This window comes from Devosia sp. Root105, from assembly GCF_001424865.1.
In the GTDB taxonomy this organism is placed as follows: Bacteria; Pseudomonadota; Alphaproteobacteria; order Rhizobiales; family Devosiaceae; genus Devosia_A.
In genome coordinates this window covers 322,817-345,501 of sequence record NZ_LMCR01000019.1, presented here as the reverse complement: position 1 = coordinate 345,501, position 22,685 = coordinate 322,817, and the positions used below count along the sequence as shown (strand labels likewise).

Here is a 22,685-nt window from a genome sequence, read left to right as displayed (position 1 = left end):
ACCCAACTCGCAGCCCGAGCCAGCGGATAGATGGGTCCCAGCTTTCGCTGGGATGACATCGTGGGTGGGGCAACGGTAGTGGTTCAATTCATCTGTGATGTGATCTAGCGCTTCGCGGATGAGCTCGATGGGCGCCCCCTACTTCCGGTATTCGCCCTCACTGGGAGCGTCCATCAGCACGCGACCGGGGATGGCGCCGTCGCCACCGTTGCCGTCGTTCCAGCCATCGCCGCAGAAATCCAGCGCCTCGGCGCGGTCGACCCAGATGGCGAGGCGGCTCAGCCGCTCGTCGACTTCGACGGCTTCGCCATGCGGCGTTTCGACGAGGAAGTGGTCGAGCGCGTAGCTGTAGGAGCCGTAGCGGTAGCCGAGCGCCGCAATGAAGCGGCCGATGTAGAGGTCGTTCTCGGCCTTGCGCAGCCGCATCTGCTTGAGCATCGCCGGCTCGATGTCATCGAGTTCGGCAGCTGCGACGGCGCGCTGCCGGTCGATCTCGATCACCGCGCAGATCGCCTTGAAGGTGGTCGGCAGGGTCAGGAGGTCCGCCCCCACATCGTCGGCAATAGTGTTGAAGCGCACGCGCGACGAGGCGTAGGGCTCGTGGGTGAGCCAGCGGTAGTAGAGGTCGAACTTGTCCGGTCGCGCGCTGAACACGCCGGCAACGAAGATCACCTGCTCGTAGTCGAAGGCCCAATCCCTGGCATGGCGCGCGATGAGGAACCGGTACACCCGGTCGTGCATCTCGCGTTCCTGGTCGGTGATGTTGAAATCCGATACCGGCTGGTTGCCCAGCCGCCGCATCAGCCGGTCGGTTTCGGGAATGATCTTGTCATTGAGCACGCCGGGTTTCACCCGGCCGAAATCGCCGAGCTCATGCGCGCCCGCCGGCGAGGCGCAGAGCAGCAGCGCCAGCCCCAGCGCCCGAACCATACCCATATCAGCCACGGCGGCGCTTGCCGCCCGAGGCTGTTCCCACCGGCTTGTCCGGCATTGGAGAGGAGCCCCCGCCCCGCTCATAACGGACCCCGGTGAACAGCAGGACTTCGCCCGTGCCCGCCGATTGGGCGCGCGTTCTCGTGCGTCCACGCTTTGGTAGTTGAACCAGCTTTCCCAACCTTGCCTCCGGGCGGGCGGGCGATATTTGCCGGGGACCCATTTCCAGCGGCAAATCGGGAACGACGCAGGGACCCGATGAAAGCCATTAAGAGTTCGTCAAGGTTAACAGTTCGCTAACGATTTCCCTGAAATAGTCAGACCTGTGGTTGAGGCCCGAATCCTGGGGCCTTTCAGGGCAAAATATGATCGGTTTCCAGCCTTACGAGACGTTCCAGCTCCTCATCGAGACGGGCGGCGTCGATCGAACGAACACGCTGCTGTGCGCGGCATGCGATGCCTTTGCGCGTCGCGGGCGGCCGACCGGTGCCGAAATGGAACAGTTTGCGGCGCTCGCCCAGCGCCTGTTCCCGGCTGCGGCCCCCGCCGCTCGCGCCAAGGCCGCGGCGACGCTCGGCCGCTCCGAGGACCTGTCTCCCGAGCTCGAGCAACTGGTGGTGCGCCACCTCGGCGACGACCTGCCGGATTTCCTGGTTTCGGCGCCCAGGCTGTCCGAGAGCACCATGCTCAAGGTGATCTCGTCGAATGACGTCACCCTCGGCGCTGCCCTCGCCCGCCGGGCAGATCTCTCCAACGGTGTGCTGGGCCGGCTGTTCCAGATGAACAGCCGCAAGGTCTATCGCGCCATCGCCACTAATACGGCGATCGTGCCGCGCGGCCCCTATCTCAGCGCCCTCGCCCGCTCGGCGCAGATGGATCACCAGGTCGCCTGGTCGCTTGCCGCGCGCGAGGATTTCGACGCGGCTTTGCTGGCGCCCGCCTTCTTCGATCTGGGCGAGACCGATCGGGTGAAAGTGATCAACGCGTTTTCGCAGCGCCAGACCCCCGCCGCGCCGATCAAGCGCACGCTCGAGCAGTTGTCGGTCGCCACCGGCGAGCTCACCCGGGCGCTGATGAAGCTGTTCTCCGAGAACCGCCGGCCGGAAGTCACCAAGCTGCTGCATCAGATCACCGGGCTCGACGAGGTCCGTTGCGGGCAGATCGCCCACGACACCTCCGGGGCGGCGCTGTTCGTGGTGCTGCGCGCCTTCGGCTGCGATGCGCAGGACGGGCTCAAGGTGCTGATCCACGCCACCTCGCACGACGAGGATCGGTCCAAGGCGCTGGCGCAGTTTTCAAAGCTGTTCGAAACGGTCAGCGTCGACGCCACGGCGTTCCTGATGAGCGCCTGGCGCGGCGAGGTAAACCTGCTCGACATGACCAAGCCGGAATATAAGCCGTTCGAGATCGAACGCCGCCGCATCCCGCCGCCGCAGACCCGCGAGCGCAACCCGGTGGTCGACCAGGCGATCGAGGCGCTGGCCCGGATCGGGGCGCGAGCGAGCTAAGTCCTGTCGGCGGAGTTGCTGCAGCCACTCGCACCGGGTCATTTCCGCGAAAGCGGGAACCTCCGTTTTGCGATGGCTCCCAAACGGAGATCCCCGCTTTCGCGGGGATGACACCGTGCCTCCGGGATAGCCCAGGGACGACACTGCACCCTACCCCGCCACCTCCAGCCCCAATTCACCCTTCCGCAGCTCCAGCGACACCACCCACAGGTCGGGGTCGAAATCGTGTTCCCTCTCGATCCGCTCGCGCACCTTGTCCGGTTCGACATGGTCGAAGCGCAGCTGGAACACCCGGTCCTCGGGGTTGTCGCCAAGGCTGGTCGCCGGCGCCGGGGTATAGAGCGACACCTCGCCGTTGAGGTGATCGACCTCGACGAAGATCTGCCCGGCGATCGGATCGCCGCGGCGCGACACCACGCAGAGGTGGCCGATATCGTTATGCCGGCGCACGAACGCCGAAACCCAGAGGTCAGTGCGAAACATCCGCCACCTGTGCCGGAAAACCCGGCGCCTGGCTAGGCTGCTGCCGTGAGGCCCAAGCCGTCGATGACCGCTGCAGCGATCCGTTCCGGCGAGGCCGTGGCCGCGATCAGCATGTCTCCGGTCTCGCGGTAGATCGCGAAACGCTGGCGGAACTTCCTGTCCTCGCTCTGCCGCTCAAAGCCAAAGCCGCGCGTCAGCTGCCGCTCCACCACGACCGAGGTCGCGAGGTTGACCTCTAGCGAAGGCAGGAGCGTGACGCCATAACCGGTGGCCACCAGCCGGTCGGCACGGCGGCGATCCTCGGTGCCCGACGCCGCCACGAGGAAACCCGACGATGTGACGAAGACGGTCGATGGGGTTGCCTCGCGCGCCAGCCGCTCGGCCAGCGCGAGATTTTCGGCCCGGTAGCGCTCATAGCCCTGCGCGGCGATGAACGGGCCAATCACCTCGATCCGTTCGCAGAACTCGAGATCGAGATCGATCAGCGGCCAACCGAGGGTTGCAGCCAGCGCCCGGCCCAGCGTCGACTTGCCGACGCCGCCAGGCCCGAGCAGCATGAGCCGCTCGCCCGGTCGCCAGCGTCGCCTGATCTCGGTGTGAATCACCCCTGCATCCATACGCCATCCGACCGCGAGCGGCCGGCTGGCGCAATGGGGTGCTAGATCGCCGCGCCGTTGTCGACCAAGAGGTCGAGCAGCTCGGGGGAGATCCGACCGGTCACCTTGTAGTTGAAGTAGACCTCGAAGTTGCGGATCGCCTTGGCGGTCGCCTCGCCAGCAACGCCATCGGCCGGGCCATGCAGGAACCCGAGGCTCCCCAGCCCGCGCTGCACCTTGGCGACGATCACCGGGTCGGTCACCGAGAACGGCGCCATCAGCTGTTCGGGCGTCGCTTCGGTGTCGAGCACCGCGATCGTCTCGCCCGGCGCCGGCGGCGCGGGTTCTTCGATCTTCAAGGGCACGCCGACCTGCGGCTTGTCCGGCAGGGCAGCGAGTTCGGTTCGCGCCGCCGCCGCCTTGGGCACGAGGGCCACGGCGGGGGCCGCCTCGGCAGTGCTCAGCGTGTTCGACTCCGCAGCGAACTGCTGCTGCGCCACTGGCTTTCTGGGCAGCACCTTGGGCGCCGTCGTCATGCTCATCGACTGCACGCCGTTGACGATGGTGCTGATGGCGTCGCCGGCGGTTTCTGCAGCCATCTCAAGCGCTGCCTCAGGCGATTTCGGCACGGGCCGGCCCAAAAGCGTGCTGCCGGTCGCCTGCTTTGCCGGGGCGATCGAGCCGGTCTCAATATCGGCAACGAGCGGCTTGGGCTGCTCCATCACCGCCAGCGACTGCGGCTTCACCGCGTCGGTCCTCTGTTGTTCAGGCTTGGGCTGCTCCGCCCTGAGCTGTTCAGCCTTGGGCAGCTCGGCTGCGACTGGTGCGATCTCGACCTTGGGCAGGGTCACCGCCGCCGCGGGCTTCTGCTCGACTGCAGGCGCAGGCGCCGGGGCCACAGGCTGCGGCGCAGGCGTCGACAGCGGCGCGGCCAGCACCAGCTCGATGATGTCGCGCGTCAGCTCGCCGGTCGGCTTCAGCCCGCGCTGCTCCTCGAACTTCTTCAGCGCCCGGGCGGTCTGCGGGCCGTAATAGCCATCGACCGTGCCGGTGAAGAGCTGCAGCCGCTCAAGCTTGCGCTGCACTTCGAACACTTCCTTGTTGCCGATCGGTCCGCCCTGCGTGTCGAGCGGGGCGGCAGCCGCGACCACCTGGCGCTGCACCTTGGCGGGCGCGCTCAGCACGAAGCTCTTGGGCCGGGTTTTGGGAATCACCAGTTCGACGTCGGCGAGCTCGGCCGTTGATTCGATCCCTGCATCGAACAGCGGCGACGGGTGTTCATGGCGCTGGCCATAGAGCGCGTTCGAGCCGGCCATGGCCGACGTCACCACCAGAGCGGCGATGGCGGAATTGGTAAGGGGGGAGCGCATGTAGCGCGCAATGACCCAGAGCGCTGCGCGGCCCGCGTGGGCCATAGCGACGCTGCCGACCTGCAAAGGCAGGTGCGCAAGAGTTGCTGCCGTCATAGGGCTCTTTTTCTTTCGTCGTCGTGCCATGTGGTGGGCATTTGCTGCTGGACCGGATCCCGATGAAGCGGGGTAACGGCAGCAGTTTCCTCCACCTTGGTTTCCGGACCGTTTATCGGCAGCAGAACAGTCATCACTGTCCCCTCTCCCGGAGACGAGCTGGCATGCAGGGTTCCCTCATGCAGCTCGACCAGTCCCTTGACGATCGAAAGACCGAGGCCCGTGCCCTCGTAGCGGCGCGCGAGCCCATCCTGTGCCTGGAAGAACGGCTCGCCGATTCGGCTGACCGATTCCTCGCCCATGCCGATGCCGTGGTCGGCCACCGAGATGGCGAGATGGCGGCCCTGCCGCTTCATGGCGAGCGTCACCACCGAGTGCTCGTTGGAGAATTTCACCGCGTTCGACAGCAGGTTGATCAGAATCTGGCGACAGGCGCGTTCATCGGCGATCAGCATCGGCAGGCTGCGCGGAATATCGGTCATCAGCCGCACCGATTTGTCGCGCGCCATGGCGTCGACCATCTTCAGGCAGGGCTCGACCAGCGATTCGGGCGCAATCGCCTCGGTGGTGAGCTCGAACTTGCCCGCTTCCAGCCGGCTCATATCGAGCAGCATCTTCACCACGTCGATCAGGTGATGGCCGCTCTGCTGGATCAGCGTGGCGTATTCCTTGTGCTGCGGGCTGAGCTCGCCGACGACGCCCGAGGTCATCATTTCGGAAAAGCCGACAATGGCGTTGAGCGGGGTGCGCAGCTCGTGCCCGATGGTGGCGAGGAAGCGCGACTTGGCGCTCGAGGCCTCCTCGGCAAGCTTACGGGCACGCTGCAGCTCGTTCATGTAGTCATGCCGCTCAGTGACGTCGCGCAGCAGCACGACGACCTCGTTGCGGGCCCCTGGCATATCGGCATCGACGACCGGGGAAAGCGAAGCCTCGACCCAGACATAGCGCGGCGCGGCGGCCGACGGGCCCGGCTCGTCGCGGCGCATGCGAATCTCGACGCGGCGGGTGCGACCGTCCTGGTTGGCCTCGGCGAAGGCGGTGAGGTAGGTCGGCCGATCCATCACATGGATGCGCTCGACCAGTCCGTTGCCGCTGAGCTCGAAGCGGCGGCAGCCGAACAGCTTTTCCGCCGAGCGCGAGGTGAACAGCACCGTGCCGTCGCTGGCAAAGCGCATCACCGCGTCCTGCACGTGCTCGATCAGATGACGGTAGGCGTTGATCTGCGCCTTCTCGTAGACCTCGAACACGGTGTTCAGGCGGTTGGCCGAGTAGGCGACCATCACGGCCGTGATGGTGAACACCAGGCCGCCGATCAGCCTCGTGCTGGTGTGGAACGGCTCCGGCCAGACAAAGATGCTGAAGCTCGCCAGCACCCCCAGCGCCACCACGGCAACGAGGATGGCCCAGGCGCGCTTCTTGGCCGGTGTGCGGGTCAGGAGCGAGGCATGCACCGGGCCGAGCACCGCCACGGCGAGACCGAAATCGGCAAGCACGGGATCGGCGACGGTCAGCAGTGCGCCGCCGAGCAACGTGGCGTAGACCTGCCCCGCGGCGGCGCGCTCATACTGGCCGCGCTGGCAGAGCGCGATGCTGAGGACGCCCGCTGCGACACCGATGGTCGCGAGGACAAAGGGGAGCAGCATGGATTGGGTCAGCGCATAGAGCGCCGCCGGCATGCCGATCAGGCTGAGGATCAGGATGAGCCTGGCATTGGTGGCAATGGCCTGTCGGCGCAAGGCTTCAGGACGCCCACCCGCGCCCCGCACCGGCTCGGTGCGCCAAGCGCGACGCATCGCATCGCTCAACCATGTCCAGAGGCTACGCATAACTCTAACCAACCGCCCCGCCGCCCATTTTCTTGTTGTCCGGAGCTTCCACCCGAACGCCTAATGCGGGTTTAAGGGGAAGAGCCCGCGAGGCGGTTGCGCACCCGATCCATGGCGTTGCGCAGGGGCTTTCTGGGGTTAGCGTAAACAGTTCGTTGCGCCGACCGCGGGCTTCCGACGGGCCGGCGGTTACAGCTTGACTGCCCTGTCGCCGATGGATTCGGGTGGAGCGTCCGGGCTACCGGCAGCGATGCGATTGGCGGCATTTGCCTACAATTTTATCGAAATCTCGAAACCGGACTTAAGCCGCCCCGCCTAGCCTTCTCACCACACAAAGGCAGGTGGACTGCCGGTACGGGAAGAGGCGACGATGTTCGTGTTGAGGTCTGCATTCTGGCTGACGGTGATGTTCCTCATCATCGCGCCGAAGGACTTCGACCTGGGCAAGACCGCCAGCGATGCTTCGGCCGAGGCGCTCAAGGCCGGCCAGCAGGTGATCGTCTCTCAGGTTCTCGCCAGCGACTGCAGCACCCTCGAATGCGCCGGCAGCAAGGCCGCGCTCACGATGCTCGCCGGCAGCAAGCTCCCGTCCGTCGACACACCCATGCAAATGACGTCGAACATCCCGGTCCCGCTCCCCCGACCGCGACCGGATCGGATGGGTTGAGCCAGGGGTTGCGTCATTTCCCCGACGCTACTCCAGCAGCGATCCCTGGCCGAGCCGCAGTGCGCTGCCCCGCACTGCGGCTCTCTCTTTGTTGGCGGGAAACCATAGGCGGCGCTTGAGAGTTCTGCCGCCATGGCTTTTTTCGCAGAGGCCGAGACGCTCCGCCTCGGCGCCGCTCCATTCGATATCGTCGCGCGTCGTCTCGGCGCCGGTCCGCCGGTGCTGCTGCTGCACGGCTTCCCTGAGACGCATCTGATGTGGCGCGATATCGCTCCGCGGCTAGCTGCTCGCTTCACCCTGATCTGCCCCGACCTTCCCGGTTACGGCCAGAGCGGCTGCCCGCCGACCGACCGAGCCCATGCGCCGTACAGCAAGCGAGCCATGGCGGCCGCGCTGGTCAGTTTGATGAGCGACATCGGCTACCAGTCCTTCTCTGTCGCCGGACACGACCGCGGCGGCCGCGTCGCCTACCGCATGGCGCTCGACCATCCCGACCGTATCGAACGGCTGGCCGTCCTCGATATCGTCCCGACGCTCGATACCTGGGAGGCAGCGGACGCCCGCTTTGCCCTGGCCTTCTGGCCCTGGTCGCTGCTCGCCCAGCCGGCGCCACTCCCCGAACGCCTCATTGCCGCTGATCCCGCCGCAATCATCGACGCTGCCCTCTCCGGCTGGGGCAGCCCGCCGTCAAGTTTCGGCACCGACATCCGCGATGCCTACATCGCCGCGCTCAGCGCGCCCGACCACATCCATGCGATCGCAGAGGAGTACCGCGCCGCCGCTGGCATCGACCGTGAACACGACCGCGCCGACCGGCAGGCAGGCCGCCGCATCGGCGCGCCACTGCTGGCGCTGTGGAGCCAATCGGGCGCCCTGGCCGAGTGGTACGAGCCCGATGGCGGACCGCTCGGCATCTGGCGCCGCTGGGCCGACCAGGTGGCAGGCCGGGCGGTACCCGGCGGCCACTTCTTTCCCGAGGAGCATCCGGCCGCCACCGCTGCTGCGCTCGCGGACTTCTTTGCCGCGGCATAGCTTCAATCTCGGCCGCTAATCGCCTATCTATCGGACATGACTCATCCTGCCGCCTTTGCCGAGATCGCCGAAAACCTCAGCTTCCTTGACGACTGGGAAGACCGCTATCGCTACATCATCGAGCTTGGGCAGGCGCTGCCGCCGCTCGCCGAGAGCGAGAAGAACGCTGAGAACAAGGTGCATGGCTGCACCTCGCAGGTCTGGCTGGTCTCCAATCACAATGGCGCTCACCTCGGATACCGCGGCGAATCCGATGCGATGATCGTGCGCGGCCTCGTCGCCGTGCTGATCGCGCTCTATTCCGGCCGCCCGGCCCGCGAGATCGCCGAAACCGACGCCATCGCCATCTTCGACGAACTGGGGCTGCGCGAGCACCTCACCACGCAGCGCTCCAACGGCCTCGTCGCCATGGTCAACCGGATGCGCAGCGAAGCGCGGTCGCTGACGGCGGCCTGAGACACTATGCCAGAGCTCATCATTCGCCCGCTACGGCCGGGTGAGACCGAGCTCTTTCTCTCCTACCCGTTCGCGCGCCAGCCCGGCATGTGGGAGACGGCGCGCGACTATGAGGCCCTGCTCGCCTCGAACCAGTACCGGCCCGAACACACCTGGGTGGCGCTTCGCGATGGCGTCGTCGTCGCCCGGGCCTGCTTCTGGGCCGGACGTGAGGACAAGCGTCCGGTGTCGCTCGACTGGCTCGAGGCAGAGCCGGGGCCGCAGCAGGTTGAGCTGGGCACTGCGCTGCTGCGCGCCGCCCACCAGACGATCCGCAACGCTGAGGGCAAACGCCCGGACTACCACCTGTTCATGCCGCCCGGCTGGCGCGACGACTCGGCGTTGCGGTCTGCCGGTGAGGCTCGCCTCACGACCGCGCAGAACGCCGGGATGACGCCGTTCGTCGAGCGCTTCACCTATCGCTGGTCGGCCGAGCGCGACGGCCTGCCATCGCGCAGCGAGCGGCTGGAGTTTCGCCCCGCCGATGACGCGCAGGCTCTGGCCGTGCTCAAGCAATTGCTGGTCGGCACGCTCGACGCCCACGACCGTCATGCCGTTGCCGTCCACGGCATCGAGCGCGCAGCAGAACTGCAGCTCGCCGATCTCCACTGGTTCCCCTCGCCGCGCGACTGGTGGCAGCTGGCCCACACGAAATCCGGCGAGCTCGTCGGCCTGATCGTCCCGGCGCGCAACTACAGCCAACCGACCATCGGCTACATTGGCGTGGTCCCGGCGCAGCGCGGCCACGGCTATGTCGGCGACCTGCTCGCCGAGATGACGTGGCGCCTCAGCGAAGCCGCCCCCGGCGAGTCCATTGGCGCCGACACCGACTTTGCCAACGTGCCCATGGCGAAGGCCTTCGCCCGCGCCGGCTTCCGCATCGTTGAAGAACACCTGGTACTGACCGACGCGGGTTGAGCCTAGCCGTGCGCGTGCTGGTGCACGGCCAGCACCGAAGCGCGCGACGGCATCAGCTGATCGAGGGTGATGGCGCCGAAACGCTCGACGAACAGCGCCTCCGCCTCGGCCATCGTATCCCCCAGCGCATCGTTCACCGCCTGCTCGACCTTGCACCCGGGGTTATCGCTGCGGTTGCCGAAGGCGAACAGCGTCGGACGGCCGAGCGCCAGGTAGACGTCGAGCAGGGTGATCTCGCGCAGCGGCCGCGCCAGCAGCCAGCCGCCACCATGGCCCTTGCCGGAATGCACATGCCCGGCCTCGCGCAGCCCGGCCATGGTGCGCCGAAAAATGGCGGGGTTGGTCCCCATGGTCGTGGCCAGCACCTCCGAGGTCAGCGGAACGCTCACCTGCCCCAAATGCAGCAGCACGTGCAAAACCCCGGAAAGTCGCGTGTCCTTGTTCATCCAGCTGTCCTGAAACCTGCACTCGCCCCTGTCAACCGGAGTGGGTTGACCGTCGCATCAATCTTTCGTATCAACAAATGATACATGATATTGCGAGACGATGTCCACGCTCGCCGAGCGCATCAGGAGCCACCATGAGCGGCGCATATACTCCCCTTCGCCACCGCGGTTATCTGGACGGCCCGCCGCGTCAGGTCCCCGGCTTCGCGAGCCTGCACCGCATGGTGGAGATGCTGCTGGCCGAGCACGTTCCCGCCACTGGCAGAGTTCTGGTGCATGGCGCGGGTGGCGGCCTCGAACTCAGGGCGCTGGCCGAAGCCCAGCCCGGCTGGCTGTTCGATGGGGTCGACCCATCGCCCGACATGCTGGCGCTGGCCGAGGAGACGATCGGCCCGTACGGGGCGCGCGTGCTGCTGCACCGGGGGCTGATCGACGCGGCGCCGTCCGGTCCGTTCGACGCGGCGACGAGCCTGCTCACCTTCCACTTCATCCCGATCGACGAACGGCGCGAGACGCTCCGGCAACTGCATCGGCGGCTGAAGCCCGGCGCGCCGCTGGCGTTGGTGCATATCAGCTTCCCGCAGTCCGAGCCGGAGCGCTCGCAATGGATCGCCCGGCATGCGGCCTATGGCGCGCCGCGTGGCATCGATCCCGCGCATCTCGAAGCCGCACGGGAGGCCATCGGCACCCGGCTGACCATCCTCTCGCCTGGAGAAGACGAGCAGATGTTGCGCGAGGCCGGTTTCGACCGGATCAGCCTGTTCTTCGCCGGCCTCAGCTTCAGGGGCTGGATCGCTTACGCTGCGTAAGGATCAAAAAAACTGTTCGCACCATGTCGAATCCCGCTCCGGGGCTTCGACTAGAAATGAAGGCTGGATTGGCCGGCCGAAGCAAACACCGGAGCTCACTGATGATCCCGACGATTACGGCTTTTGCGACCTCCCCTGATGGCGGCCAGGGACAGGCGCGCGACATGCGCGTGCGCTGGGCGCTCGAAGAGGTTGGCCAGCCCTATGACGTGCGTCTCGTGTCGTTCGCCGAGATGAAGCAGCCGGCGCACCGTGCGCTGCAGCCGTTCGGGCAGATCCCGACTTACGAGGATGGTGAGGTCACCCTGTTCGAGTCCGGCGCCATCGTCTTCCACATCGCAGCGCAGCATCAGGGCCTGCTGCCGAATGACCCCGCGGCGCGGGCCCGCGCCATCACCTGGATGTTCGCCGCGCTCGCCACCATCGAGCCGCCGATCGTCGATCGCGAAGCGGCGGAGTATCTCGAAGGTGACAAGCCCTGGTACGGGGAGCACTTGGCGACTGTCGACGAGCGCATCCGGGACCGGCTGAGCGACCTGTCGCGGCGGCTCGGCGATGCTGACTGGCTCGATGGCGCATTCAGCGCCGGCGACCTGGTGATGGTCGGCGTACTGCGCCGGCTCGAGGGCTCGGAGCTCTTGGCGGAGCACCCGAACCTCACCGCCTATGTCGCTCGCGGCAAGGCACGCCCCGCTTTCCAGCGCGCCTATTCGGCGCAGTATGCGGTGTTCGCCGACAGCCAGACGGCGGCGGCCTAGACGGGCGTCGACGCCGCTCTCCACACCTTGATCGCGGCATCGCTTGCGAGCGGCGCCGCTCTGCGACTACGGTCCGCCGTCTTTGACGGGGATGTGCATGCTCAGGGTGATTTCGGCTTTTCTCGTATTGGCTCTGGCGACGACGGCCGGTGCGGCAGAATGGACCTACGAGGATGGCAGCGTGCCGATCGCCTATCTCGACAATGGCAGCGCACAGTTTCAGTTCGCCTGCCGCGGCGGCGACCTGGCGATGGGCTTTTGGGTGCGCTCGCCGCATCAGCAGGTTGCCGGCGCCAGCTCGATGAACCTGGCCATCACCCCGGATCCCGCCGAGGGTGCCGGCGTTTCGGCTGCCGGCGGCAGCAGCTTTGCGCAGGAGATCCCGCTCATCCACAGCGACGGCACCTCGATGATCGTCCGTGGTCCAGTGGCCCGGCAGTGGGCGCGCATCACGCAGGGGGCCAAGGCGACGATCCACATCGCCTATGTCCGCAGCAAGTCGCGGGGCGGGCTCGAAGTGTTCGACAGCAACACGTTTGGTGCCAAAGGCTCTTCGGCCGCCATCGAGCGCGTGCTCGACCGCTGCGGCTGAGCTGTACCCGGCCCCCGCCGGCATCCTGGCACAAGCAGGTCCACAAAGCAGTGTGGCCGCCCCTTGCGGAGCGGCCACGAGATAGTCGATCGATCGAAGTCGATCAGGCGGCCTTGCGGCCCAGGCCATTGTCCTTGGCGAGGCGCGAGCGGGTTGCCGAGTAGTTCGGAGCAACCATCGGGTAGTCGGCCGGCAGGCCCCACTTCTCGCGGTACTCTTCCGGCGAGAGATTGTAGTGGGTACGCAGGTGCCGCTTCAGCGACTTGAACTTCTTGCCGTCCTCGAGACAGATGATGAAGTCCGGGGCGACGGACTTGCGAACCGGGACGGCCGGCTTCAATTCCTCGGCCGGCTCGGCCGCGACGGGAGACTGGAGATTCCGGAGGGCAGCATGCACGTCAGCAATCAGCTTGGGCAGGTCGGTAACGCTGAGAGCATTGTGGCTAACATAAGCGGAGACGATGTCAGCGCTCAGATCGATGAGATCGTTGTCAGCCGCGGCATTGCCGCTGATGATATCGGTCATTTCGGGTCCTTTTCTGCGGTATGTCAGGGCGAAGAGGTGGCAGCCTTGCCCTGGACTGGTTCAATAGAACCGCTGCACTGCGAATGCAATAGCAACTGTCGTCTATGTGTATAACCTTTGATTTGCGGCAATAATGTGCAGTTGCCAAAGTGTTTCACTTCAAATCGTCCACAGTCGTCGCAGCGGTCGGCGCCTCGCCGCAGCGATATGCCGCACGCGCCAGCAAGTGGGCGGCAATTGGTGTAGAGAGCAGCAGGAACACTATCCCCAGCAAAGCACGCAGCACCACGGCGCCGTCGAACGATGCCACTGCGACCGCAAGCAGGATCAAACCGGCTCCAATTGCACCCGCCTTCGACGCTGCATGCAGCCGCGTGTAGAGGTCGGGCAGTCGCAATACTCCGATCGCCGCGATCAGGCTGAACAACGCGCCGGCAAGCACCAGCAAGGCGGCAAGGTATTGTGTGAGCTCGAGGATCATTGCTCGGCCTCCCTGCTGCGGCGCGCCGCCCGGCTCATCAGATAACGGGCCAGCGCCACAGTCGCGAGGAAGCTGACGAGAGCCAGCGCGATGGCAATGTCTATATAGAGTGAGAACCCGGTCAGCACGGCGACCCCGCCGATAAAGCCCACAGCGAGCACGCCGATCATATCGAGCGCCAGGATACGGTCCCCGAGATTGGGGCCGCGGATCAGGCGAATCACCGCCAGCAGCATGCCGACCAGCAAGAGCCCGAGTGCGGTCTGGCTCGCCAGCTGCAGTACTGCTGCGCCGCTCATCGGAACGCCCCCGCGACCTTCGCCTCGAAGCCGGTGGCGATCTGTTTGATGAATGCCGCACGATCGGTGACGTGGATGGCGTGGATGTAGAGCAAGCGCCGATCCTCCGACACATCGACGCTGAGCGTTCCCGGCGTCAGCGTGATCAGGTTGGCCAGCAGCGTGATCTCGGCGTCGCTGGTCACGCTCAGTGGAAACGCGATGATCGCCGGCCGGATATGCGCGTTGAGATCGGGCCGCAGCACCAGCCGCGCCACCCGCAGCGCGCTCGCCACCAGTTCGGTGATGAACAGCCCCGCCAGCGCCACTATGCGCAGCGCCCGCGGCAGCAGGTTCGGGCGTGACACGTATCGGCGCACGACGAACAGGCAGGCGGCGCCGACCAGTGCGCCGAGCAGCAGGTTGGGCAGCGTGAAACTGCCGGTGGCCGCCGCCCAGCCCAGCGCCAGTACGATGGTAAGCAGGACCAGACTCATGGCGCCGCTCCCTCGAGGCCGGTGGCGACGACGTAGTTGGCCGGCCGAAGCAGCCCGGCCGCAGCCTCCTTGCCGAAGCCAAGCAGCGGCTCCGGCCACAGCCCAAGCAGCAGCACGACGAGCGTCAGCACGCCGGCCGAGCCAAGCCCGAGCCAGCGCACCTGCCGGCTTAGCGGCTTCAGGTCGGGGTTCGGGGCCTCGGTCGTTGCCGCCTCATGCCCGGCGCGCCAGAAGATGTGGGCCCAGAGCCGGCTGACGGCGATCAGGGTCAGGAGCGCGTTGCCGAGCACCGCGAGCCACAGTGCCAGGCCCCAGCCATCGCGGCCAAAGCCCCAGCCCTCGATGCCGCCCTGCACCAGCAGCAGTTTCGGCCAGAAGCCGAGGAATGGCGGCACGCCCGCCACCGCCAGCATCAAGACGAAGAACAGCAGCGAGGGCAGCGAGGCCGCCGCGTAGATGCCGCCCATTCGACGCGTATCGGTCTCGCCGGTCATCGCCTCGAGCAGCCCGGCAACGAGATAGAGCGCGGTGATGGTCAGCATGGCGTGCAGCACATAAGTCGCCGAGCCCGCCAGCCCTGCCGCATTGCCAAGCGCCGCCCCGGCAATGGTGGCGCCGATGCCGCCGATCACCAGGAAGCCGAGCGCCCGCCGGAGATTGGTCTCGGCGATCGCCCCGAGCGGTCCGAGGATCAGCGTACTGATCGCCACCAGCGCCAGCACCGGCTCGAGCACCTCGCGGCTTGCCGGCAGCAGCATCACCAGGGCGCGCAGCAGGGCGTAGACGCCCACCTTGGTCAGCAGGCCCGCCATCAGCGCCGAGATTGCCGGCGGCGGTGCGTGGTAGCTGGCGGGCAACCAGGCATTCACCGGAAACGCCGCCGCCTTCATGCCGAAGGCCAGCAACAGCAGCGCCGCGATCGAGGCCAGCACCGCCGGGTTGGCTGCCCCGGCACGGCCAACGATGTCGGCCATGTTGAGTGTCCCCAGCGTGCCATAGAGCAGCCCGAGCGCGGCGAGGAAGAAGCTGGTGGCGAGGAAATTGAGGAAGCCGTATTTCACCGTGCCGTCGAGCTGGATGTTGCGTCCGCCCAAGACCATCAGCCCGAAGCTCGAGATCAGCATCACCTCGAACCAGACATAGAGGTTGAACAGGTCGCCGGTGAGGAACGAGCCGCTGACACCAGCAAGCAGCAGGAGGATCAGCGGGTAGACCCCATCGCGCCGTGCCCGGTCGGGCATGTCCATCCGCAGGTAAACCAGCAGCAGCAACGTCACCCCGGCTGCCGCCAGCGCGAACACCGCACTGGTCAGATCGGCGACGAAGCTGATGCCGAAGGGCGGCAGCCAGCGCCCCATGGTCATCGCCACCGGTCCCGTCTCGCTCACCCTGAGCGCCAATGCGATGTCCGAGACGAAGATCACCGCGACGATGCTGAGCGCCAGCCAGAACTGCGCCTCCCGCGCCTCGCGCAGCATCAGCAGCACGGCGCCGCCGAGCAGCGCCAACACCACCGGCAGAATCACCAGCCAGTCGGTCGGATGCGTGGCGAAATCCTGCATCGCGCCGCTCATCAGTAGCTCATCGGCGGTTTCGGGCCGCCGCGCGGCTCGGTGACGCGCATCCGGTCGGTGTCGTCGGCCTCGAGCGACTGGTAGGCGCGGTAGGCCAGCACCAGGAGGAACGCGAACATCGCAAAGCCGATAACGATGGCGGTGAGGATCAGCGCCTGCGGCAGCGGGTTCGCGGCCCCTGCCAGTGGCGCCTTCGCCCCCTCGAGCGCAATAGGCGGAACGATCCGCCCCAGCCGCCCGGCGACTAGGATCAGTAGGTTCACCGCGTTGCCCAGCAGCACCAGCCCGAGCAGCATGCGGATCAGCGCGCGCGACAAGAGGAGGTAGATCGCGGCGGCGAGGAAGACACCGGAGAGCGCGGCGATGACATGGTCCATCAGGCGCCCCCTTCCTCGTCCTCGAGCGCCAGCGCCACCGCGGCGATGGTGCCGAAGACGACGAAGTAGACGCCGATATCGAACACCATCGGGGTAGAGATCGCCACCTCCACCTCGTCGAACTCGAAGATGGTCCAGAGCCCGGTGAGGAACGGCACGTCGAACACGATCGACAGCGCTCCCGCCAGTGCCGCGAGCGCCACGCCGAACCCGGCATAGGCGAGCGGATGCAACTGCAACGCGGTGCGCGCCGCACCGGCGCCCATCGCCATGCCGTAGATGGTCAGCGCCGATGCAGCGATCAGCCCGCCGATGAAGCCGCCGCCCGGCTCGTTGTGGCCGCGCAGCAGCACGAACACCGAGAACACCAGCATCACGGCAACCAGCAGCGGTGCGATGGTGCGGAAGATCAGCGAGTTCATGCCACAGCCTTTCGCGCCGCGCGGCGCTTCGGCTGAGGCGCAGGCTCGACCGGTGCGACCTCGACAGGCTTCTGCCGCCTGGCGCCGCGGATCAAAGCCAGGATGGCGATGCCCGCAGTCATCACCACGGAGATTTCACCCAGCGTATCCAGCCCGCGGAAGTCGACGAGGATGACATTGACGACATTGTGCCCATGCGCGATCGGCACGCTATGCGCGTTGAAAAAGGTCGAGAGCCTCAAATCGAACGGCCCCTCGATCACCGCCCAGAGCAGCATGGTCACGGCGACGCCGCCGAGCAGCGCCACGCCGCCGTCACGGGCCCAATCCTCGAGCGGCCGCCGGTCGGCGGTATCGAGATCGAGCCGGGTCATCACCAGCGCCAGGATCACCACACTGAGGATTTCGACCATGAACTGGGTGAAGCTCAGGTCCGGCGCGCCGAACACCAGGTAGAGCAGCGCCACCGCCAGGCCCTGCACCCCGAGCGCCAGGATGGCGAAGAGGCGGCTGCGCGCATAGACCACGGTCACGACGCCGAGCACCGCGAGCCCGACCAGCCCCCACTCATAGAACCGGAGATCGAGCGCCTGCGGCCCGCGTGGTAGCCCGTCCAGCAGCCAGAGCGGCCCGATCGCCGCGACCACCAGCAAGGCGAACACCACGAACAGGTAGAGTTCCAGCCGCCCGTGGTGCAGCAGCCGCGTCATTGCCCCGGCGATACGCACGATGCCGAAATACACCCAGTCGAAGCCGATATCGAAGCTCCAGCCGATCGCCGTTGCGGTGCGCCGCAACAGCGACCGTGCCAGATCGAGCCTGAGGAACAGCCCGATGGCCAGCACCCAGGTGGCGACCGAAAGCCAGAACGCCGGCCCCAAGAGGTCGACGCCGAACTTCAGGTGCGTCTCGACGGGGACACCGAGGATCGCCGAGGTCGCCGGTGCGACCGCCAGTTGCCCAGCCAGTGTCGGCACGAAGCCGAGGAAAATTCCCAGGACGCCCATGACTAGCGGTCCCGCCAGCATCGCCACCGGCGCCTCGTGTGGCTCGATCGGCGTCGGCAGCAATTGCCCCATGAAGGGCTTGATCAGCAGCGCCAGCCCGATGGCGCCGAGCAGCGCGTTGCCCAGCACGAGCGCAGCAAGCGCCAGCAGCGACTCAAACTGTCCGATCGCTAGGGCGGCATACATTTCTTCCTTGGCGAAGAAGCCGATCAATGGCGGCAGCCCGAACATCGCGGCCGAGGCCATGATGGTGCCGATGAAGCTCAGCGTCATCGGATCGCGCAAACCGCCGAGCATGGTGATGTCGCGGGTGCCGGTCCCGTGGTCGATCGCCCCGGCGACGAGGAACAGCCCGGCCTTGTAGAGGGCGTGGGCGATGAAATAGAGCACCGCCGCAGTCACCGCGAGCTCGGTGCCCGCGCCCAGCAGCAGCATCAGCAAGCCGAGTGAGGCGAGCGTCGTCTGCGCCAGCATCTGCTTGAGGTCGGTCTGCCGCAGCGCCGCGATCGCGCCCCAGAGCAGCGTGGCGCCGCCGAACGCCATCAGCGTCAGGTTCCAGATCGCCTCGCCGCCCAGATGCGGGGTCATCCGCGCCACCAGGTAGACGCCGCCCTGCACCATGGTCGCCGAGTGGAGGTAGGCCGAAACCGGTGTCGGCGCCTCCATGGCGTTGGGCAGCCAGAAATGGAACGGTAGTTGCGCCGATTTGGTGAAGGCCGCGAGCAGCACCAGCCCGACCAGCAACGGATAGGCGAGGTGGCCCTTGAGGTCGCCCGCAGCGCTCAGGTCCCAGCCGCCCGAGATGGTGTAGATCGTCACCCCGGCCGCCAGCAGCGCCAGCCCGCCAAAGCCGGTCACCAGCAGCGCCTGGATCGCGGCGCGGCGCGCCGCCTGGCGCGTGTGGTCGAAGCCGATCAGCAGGAACGAAGCAACCGAGGTCAGCTCCCAGAACAGGTAGAGCGCGACGAGATTGTCGGCCAGCACCAGCCCCTGCATCGCCCCCATGAAGGCCAGGAGGAAGCCGAGGAACCGGCCCTGCTTGTGCCCCTTCAGGTAGGCGCCCGAATAAAGCAGGATGAACGCCCCGATGCCGGCAATGGTCAGGGCAAAGGTGAGGCTCAGACCGTCGACGAGAAAGCTCAGCTCGAGCCCCCAGGACGGCGCCCATGGCCAGGCGATGGTGATGATCTCGCCGTCGGACACCCGGCCGAGCAACCCCCATAGCGCAATGAACCCCGCCACCGGCACCAGCGCCACCACCCAGCCGGCAAGGTCACCAACCAGCCGATGGACGAGCGGCGCCAGCGCTGCCGCCACGAAGGGCAGCAGCACGACGAGTGCAATCGCTATTGCCGGTGTGGCCTCCACCCGGGTCCGCCCCCTGTGGGATTCGCTTGCGGCAGCTTAGCCCCTCCCCCCGCCCCGGCAAGGCAAACCGGTCGGCCCGCACGACTGCACCACAGCTTTGTGAGAGCTGGGGGATTTGCGATCAGGCGCCGCAATCGCCATATCTGGCGCCGTAACGGAGATTCCCCGATGAGCGAAACCTTCAAGGTTCAGAAGTCCGACGAAGAGTGGCGCGCCACGCTCAGCCCCGAGCTCTATCGCATCGCGCGCGAGCACGGCACCGAGCGGCCCTGGTCCCACATCTACAACACCGAAAAGCGCGACGGCGTCTATCACTGCGCCTCATGCGGCGCCGAGCTGTTTACCGCCGACACCAAGTACGAATCCGGCTCGGGCTGGCCGAGCTTCTTCAAGGCGATCGAGGGCTCGGTCGCCCAGACCGTCGACCGCTCGCACGGCATGGTCCGCGTCGAAGCGCACTGCGCCAATTGCGGCGCCCATCTCGGCCACATCTTCCCCGACGGCCCCAACCCGACGGGCGAGCGCTTCTGCATGAACGGCACGAGCCTGCAGTTCGAGCCGAAGGCTTAGCGCACCCAGAGCGGCCCCACGCGCTCTTGCCTTCTCCCCTTGTGGGAGAAGGTGGCGCGCAGCGCCGGATGAGGGGTCCGCGCAACGAAGTGTAGCGCGATCGGAGCGAAAGCGACGAGCGACACAAGTACGCGGAGAGAACCCCTCATCCGCCCTTCGGGCACCTTCTCCCACAAGGGGAGAAGGCGGCGCGGCAGCATCCCGTCCTTTACAATCGCTCACCGTCGCGCCTACCTCGCGGCAACACCCCCTCCCGAGAATCCTCCCATGCCCACCCCACCCGTCGCCGAACGCCGCCAGCATGCCACGACCAATCACGGCATCACGCGGCAGGATCCCTATCACTGGCTGCGGGCCGATAACTGGCAGGAAGTGATGCAGGATCCCTCCACCCTGCCAGCCGACATCCGCAGCTATGTCGAGGCGGAGAACGCCTATTTCGCCGAGGCCTTCGAAACGGCGCACGAGGCGCTGACCGACAAGATCTATCGGGAGATCCGTGGCCGCATCAAAGAGGACGAGAGCGGCATCCCGTCGGCTGACGGCCCCTGGGCCTACAACTCACGCATGGAAGAGGGAAAGCAGTACCCGATCCTGGTTCGTACGCCGCGCGATGGCGGCGATGAAGAGGTGCTGCTCGATTGCAATGTCGAGGCCGGCGAGGAGTATTTCGGCTTTGGCGGCGGCGACCACGATCCGTCGCACCGGCTGCTCGCCTGGAGCGCCGACCGGCAGGGCTCGGAGTTCTACACCCTGCATATCCGCGACCTCGCCACCGGCAAGGATACCGGCGAAGTGATCGAGGATGTCGCGGGCGGCGGTGTGTGGTCGGCCGATTCCAGCGCCATCTATTATTCCGAATATGACGACAACCACCGTCCGTTCCGGGTCCGCCGGCATGTGCTCGGCACGCCGCAGGCCGATGACGAGATCGTCTACGAGGAAAAGGACCCGGGCTTCTTCGTCGGCGTCGATGAGACCCTCAGCCGCAACTACATCGTCATCGATGCACACGACCACCAGACGTCCGAGTTCTGGCTGATCGACACCCGCACCGGCGGCGCGCCGAAGCTGGTTTCGCCGCGCCTCACCGACCGCGAATACGACGTCGAGGACCGCGACGGGGTGTTCTACATCCTCACCAACGCCGACGGCGCCGAGGATTTCAAGATCGTCACCGTCGCCGCCGACAATCCGGCGGCCGAAAACTGGATCGACCTGGTGCCACACCGCCCAGGCGTCTTGATCCTCGACATCATCCTCCTCAGCCACCACCTCATCCGGCTCGAGCGCTCCGAGGGGCTGCCGCGCATCGTGGTGCGCAACCTCGACGATGGCGAAGAGTGGACGGTGAAATTCGACGAGGAGGCCTATGCGCTCGGCATGTCGGCCGGTTTCGAGTTCGACACCAAGACCATCCGCTTCAGCTATTCGTCGCCGACCACGCCATCGCGGACTTACGACCTCGATCTGGTGACGCGCGAGCGCACCCTCCTGAAGGAACAGGTGGTCCCCTCCGGGCACAACCCTGATGACTACGAGACAAAGCGCATCTTCGCCACGGCCAAGGATGGCGAGCGGGTGCCGGTGACGCTGCTCTACCGCAAGGGCCTGAAGCTCGACGGCAAAGCGCCGGCCCTGCTCTATGGCTATGGCGCCTATGGCATGGCGCTGCCGGCCGGCTTTTCGGTCTCGAAGCTGTCGCTGGTCGATCGCGGCTTCGTCCACGCCACGGCACATATCCGCGGCGGCATGGACAAGGGCTATGCCTGGTACAAAAACGGCCGCCGCGAGCAGAAGACCAACACCTTTACCGATTTCGTCGCTGCCGCCGAAACGTTGATCGAACTGGGCTATACGTCGAAGCAGCGCATTGTCGCCGAGGGCGGTTCGGCCGGCGGCCTGTTGATGGGCGCCGTCACCAATATGCGTCCCGAGCTCTGGGCCGGCGTCATCGCCGAGGTGCCGTTCGTCGATGTGCTCAACACCATGCTCGATGAAACCCTGCCGCTCACCCCTCCGGAATGGCCCGAATGGGGGAACCCGATCACCGACAAGGCGGCCTATGACCGCATCGCCGGCTATGCCCCCTACGAGCAGGTGGCGGCCATCGACTATCCGCCGATCTTTGCGCTGGCCGGGCTCACCGATCCGCGCGTCACCTATTGGGAGCCGGCCAAGTGGGTGGCCAAACTCCGCGCCACCAAGACCGACGGCAATCCGCTCTACCTCAAGACTCACATGGGCGCCGGCCATGGCGGCGCTTCCGGCCGCTTCGACCAGCTCAAGGAGACCGGCCTGAGCTACGCCTTTGCGCTCAGTTGCGTCGGATTGGCATAATTCCACCCAAAGCGGGAATTGTTGAGCAATGCCAAAGGGCCTATATCGGAGCCAGCCCAGCGGCCAACAATCATAGAGACTGTCCCCCAAGGAGGCATCCAGAATGGCATACGAACTTCCCCCCCTGCCCTACGCCTATGACGCGCTCGGCCCGTACATGAGCAAAGAGACGCTCGAGTTCCACCACGACAAGCACCACCAGGCTTACGTCACCAACGGCAACAAGCTCGCCGAGGGCAAGGGTCTCGAAGTGCTCGAGCTCGAGGACGCGGTGAAGGAAGTGTTCGGCAAGGACCCGGCGCTCTTCAACAACCTGGGCCAGCACTACAACCACGTGCATTTCTGGAACTGGATGAAGCCGAATGGCGGCGGGGGCGCCGGGAAGGTCCCGGCAGCGCTGCTCAAGGCGATCGAATCCGATCTCGGTGGCTTCGACAAGTTCCGCGCCGATTTCATCAATGCCGGCACCACGCAGTTCGGTTCGGGCTGGGCCTGGTTGTCGCTGAAGGATGGGAAGCTCCAGGTCACCAAGACCGCCAATGGCGAGTCGCCGCTGGTGCATGGCAATGCCAAGCCGCTGCTCGGCGTCGACGTCTGGGAGCACTCCTATTACATCGACTACCGCAACGCGCGCCCGAAGTACCTCGAAGCCTGGTTTGACAACCTGGTGAACTGGGAACATGTCGAGTTCCTGTTCGAAGAAGCCCGCTAAGCTT

25 protein-coding genes are annotated in these 22,685 nt (G+C 66.3%); 11 read left to right on the top strand and 14 right to left on the bottom strand.

What is annotated here, in order from left to right:
* Positions 1 to 138: 138 nt before the first annotated feature.
* Positions 139 to 945 (bottom strand): hypothetical protein, encoded by an 807-nt coding sequence (locus tag ASC68_RS24160; RefSeq protein ID WP_156387441.1) that lies wholly within the window; start codon positions 943 to 945, stop codon positions 139 to 141.
* Between the two features lie 353 nt (positions 946 to 1,298).
* On the opposite strand from ASC68_RS24160, the gene ASC68_RS24155 reads away from it, so the two are divergent.
* Complete coding sequence (locus ASC68_RS24155) at positions 1,299 to 2,441, top strand: DUF2336 domain-containing protein (protein WP_055885303.1); 1,143 nt, start codon at positions 1,299 to 1,301, stop codon at positions 2,439 to 2,441.
* A 150-nt stretch (positions 2,442 to 2,591) separates the two neighbouring features.
* Here the strand turns inward: ASC68_RS24155 and ASC68_RS24150 are convergent, their stop codons facing one another.
* The 4 genes from ASC68_RS24150 to ASC68_RS24135 are packed head-to-tail and all read right to left on the bottom strand — an operon-like array spanning position 2,592 to position 6,779.
* Positions 2,592 to 2,924, bottom strand: coding sequence for a DUF1491 family protein (locus tag ASC68_RS24150; RefSeq protein ID WP_055885299.1), 333 nt, complete (start codon positions 2,922 to 2,924; stop codon positions 2,592 to 2,594).
* A gap of 32 nt (positions 2,925 to 2,956) precedes the next feature.
* Positions 2,957 to 3,541 (bottom strand): shikimate kinase, encoded by a 585-nt coding sequence (locus ASC68_RS24145; RefSeq protein WP_082528440.1) that lies wholly within the window; start codon positions 3,539 to 3,541, stop codon positions 2,957 to 2,959.
* A gap of 41 nt (positions 3,542 to 3,582) precedes the next feature.
* Positions 3,583 to 4,986 (bottom strand): peptidoglycan-binding domain-containing protein, encoded by a 1,404-nt coding sequence (locus ASC68_RS24140; protein WP_197421390.1) that lies wholly within the window; start codon positions 4,984 to 4,986, stop codon positions 3,583 to 3,585.
* Positions 4,983 to 6,779, bottom strand: coding sequence for an ATP-binding protein (locus ASC68_RS24135; RefSeq protein ID WP_055885293.1), 1,797 nt, complete (start codon positions 6,777 to 6,779; stop codon positions 4,983 to 4,985). Before ASC68_RS24135 ends, ASC68_RS24140 begins: the two co-directional genes overlap by 4 nt.
* Before the next feature lie 403 nt (positions 6,780 to 7,182).
* Here ASC68_RS24135 and ASC68_RS24130 point away from each other — a divergent pair, with 403 nt between their 5' ends.
* The 4 genes from ASC68_RS24130 to ASC68_RS24115 all read left to right on the top strand — a co-directional run bounded on the left by ASC68_RS24130 (position 7,183) and on the right by ASC68_RS24115 (position 9,924).
* On the top strand, positions 7,183 to 7,479 hold the full coding sequence (locus ASC68_RS24130) for a hypothetical protein (RefSeq protein WP_055885291.1): 297 nt from the start codon (positions 7,183 to 7,185) through the stop codon (positions 7,477 to 7,479).
* 132 nt (positions 7,480 to 7,611) lie between these two features.
* Positions 7,612 to 8,511, top strand: coding sequence for an alpha/beta fold hydrolase (locus tag ASC68_RS24125; protein WP_082528437.1), 900 nt, complete (start codon positions 7,612 to 7,614; stop codon positions 8,509 to 8,511).
* 36 nt (positions 8,512 to 8,547) lie between these two features.
* On the top strand, positions 8,548 to 8,967 hold the full coding sequence (locus ASC68_RS24120; protein WP_055885288.1) for a SufE family protein: 420 nt from the start codon (positions 8,548 to 8,550) through the stop codon (positions 8,965 to 8,967).
* Positions 8,968 to 8,973: 6 nt separating this feature from the next.
* Positions 8,974 to 9,924 (top strand): GNAT family N-acetyltransferase, encoded by a 951-nt coding sequence (locus tag ASC68_RS24115; RefSeq protein WP_055885285.1) that lies wholly within the window; start codon positions 8,974 to 8,976, stop codon positions 9,922 to 9,924.
* A 2-nt stretch (positions 9,925 to 9,926) separates the two neighbouring features.
* Here ASC68_RS24115 and ASC68_RS24110 read toward each other — a convergent pair whose 3' ends face one another.
* Entirely contained in the window at positions 9,927 to 10,370 is a 444-nt protein-coding gene (locus ASC68_RS24110) for an Rrf2 family transcriptional regulator (RefSeq protein WP_055885282.1), read from the bottom strand.
* A gap of 134 nt (positions 10,371 to 10,504) precedes the next feature.
* On the opposite strand from ASC68_RS24110, the gene ASC68_RS24105 reads away from it, so the two are divergent.
* The 3 genes from ASC68_RS24105 to ASC68_RS24095 all read left to right on the top strand — a co-directional run bounded on the left by ASC68_RS24105 (position 10,505) and on the right by ASC68_RS24095 (position 12,529).
* Entirely contained in the window at positions 10,505 to 11,179 is a 675-nt protein-coding gene (locus ASC68_RS24105; RefSeq protein ID WP_055885279.1) for a class I SAM-dependent methyltransferase, read from the top strand.
* A 101-nt stretch (positions 11,180 to 11,280) separates the two neighbouring features.
* On the top strand, positions 11,281 to 11,937 hold the full coding sequence (locus ASC68_RS24100) for a glutathione S-transferase family protein (protein WP_055885276.1): 657 nt from the start codon (positions 11,281 to 11,283) through the stop codon (positions 11,935 to 11,937).
* 97 nt (positions 11,938 to 12,034) lie between these two features.
* Positions 12,035 to 12,529 carry a hypothetical protein gene (locus tag ASC68_RS24095; protein ID WP_055885274.1) on the top strand — a complete coding sequence of 165 codons (495 nt, stop codon included), beginning with the start codon at positions 12,035 to 12,037 and terminating at the stop codon, positions 12,527 to 12,529.
* Between the two features lie 103 nt (positions 12,530 to 12,632).
* On the opposite strand, the gene ASC68_RS24090 is transcribed toward ASC68_RS24095, so the two are convergent.
* From ASC68_RS24090 to mbhE, 8 genes are all read right to left on the bottom strand, one after another.
* On the bottom strand, positions 12,633 to 13,055 hold the full coding sequence (locus tag ASC68_RS24090; protein WP_055885270.1) for a MucR family transcriptional regulator: 423 nt from the start codon (positions 13,053 to 13,055) through the stop codon (positions 12,633 to 12,635).
* Between the two features lie 154 nt (positions 13,056 to 13,209).
* Positions 13,210 to 13,536: a monovalent cation/H(+) antiporter subunit G gene (gene mnhG / locus ASC68_RS24085; protein WP_055885267.1), complete on the bottom strand. Its 327-nt coding sequence runs from the start codon at positions 13,534 to 13,536 to the stop codon at positions 13,210 to 13,212.
* Entirely contained in the window at positions 13,533 to 13,835 is a 303-nt protein-coding gene (locus ASC68_RS24080) for a monovalent cation/H+ antiporter complex subunit F (protein ID WP_055885264.1), read from the bottom strand. Before ASC68_RS24080 ends, mnhG begins: the two co-directional genes overlap by 4 nt.
* Positions 13,832 to 14,311 (bottom strand): Na+/H+ antiporter subunit E, encoded by a 480-nt coding sequence (locus ASC68_RS24075; protein ID WP_055885261.1) that lies wholly within the window; start codon positions 14,309 to 14,311, stop codon positions 13,832 to 13,834. Before ASC68_RS24075 ends, ASC68_RS24080 begins: the two co-directional genes overlap by 4 nt.
* Positions 14,308 to 15,885: a proton-conducting transporter membrane subunit gene (locus ASC68_RS24070; protein WP_055885258.1), complete on the bottom strand. Its 1,578-nt coding sequence runs from the start codon at positions 15,883 to 15,885 to the stop codon at positions 14,308 to 14,310. Before ASC68_RS24070 ends, ASC68_RS24075 begins: the two co-directional genes overlap by 4 nt.
* Positions 15,885 to 16,262 (bottom strand): Na+/H+ antiporter subunit C, encoded by a 378-nt coding sequence (locus ASC68_RS24065; RefSeq protein ID WP_055885255.1) that lies wholly within the window; start codon positions 16,260 to 16,262, stop codon positions 15,885 to 15,887. Before ASC68_RS24065 ends, ASC68_RS24070 begins: the two co-directional genes overlap by 1 nt.
* A complete protein-coding gene (locus tag ASC68_RS24060; RefSeq protein WP_055885252.1) occupies positions 16,262 to 16,684 on the bottom strand; it encodes an MnhB domain-containing protein in 423 nt (140 codons plus the stop codon). Before ASC68_RS24060 ends, ASC68_RS24065 begins: the two co-directional genes overlap by 1 nt.
* Entirely contained in the window at positions 16,681 to 19,059 is a 2,379-nt protein-coding gene (mbhE, locus tag ASC68_RS24055) for a hydrogen gas-evolving membrane-bound hydrogenase subunit E (protein WP_055885249.1), read from the bottom strand. Before mbhE ends, ASC68_RS24060 begins: the two co-directional genes overlap by 4 nt.
* Positions 19,060 to 19,227: 168 nt before the next feature.
* On the opposite strand from mbhE, the gene msrB reads away from it, so the two are divergent.
* From msrB to ASC68_RS24035, 3 genes are all read left to right on the top strand, one after another.
* Positions 19,228 to 19,629: a peptide-methionine (R)-S-oxide reductase MsrB gene (msrB, locus tag ASC68_RS24050; protein WP_055885246.1), complete on the top strand. Its 402-nt coding sequence runs from the start codon at positions 19,228 to 19,230 to the stop codon at positions 19,627 to 19,629.
* A 267-nt stretch (positions 19,630 to 19,896) separates the two neighbouring features.
* Entirely contained in the window at positions 19,897 to 21,969 is a 2,073-nt protein-coding gene (locus tag ASC68_RS24040; RefSeq protein ID WP_055885241.1) for a S9 family peptidase, read from the top strand.
* Positions 21,970 to 22,072: 103 nt separating this feature from the next.
* Positions 22,073 to 22,681, top strand: a complete 609-nt coding sequence (locus ASC68_RS24035; protein WP_055885237.1) for a superoxide dismutase — start codon at positions 22,073 to 22,075, stop codon at positions 22,679 to 22,681.
* Positions 22,682 to 22,685 lie beyond the last annotated feature (4 nt).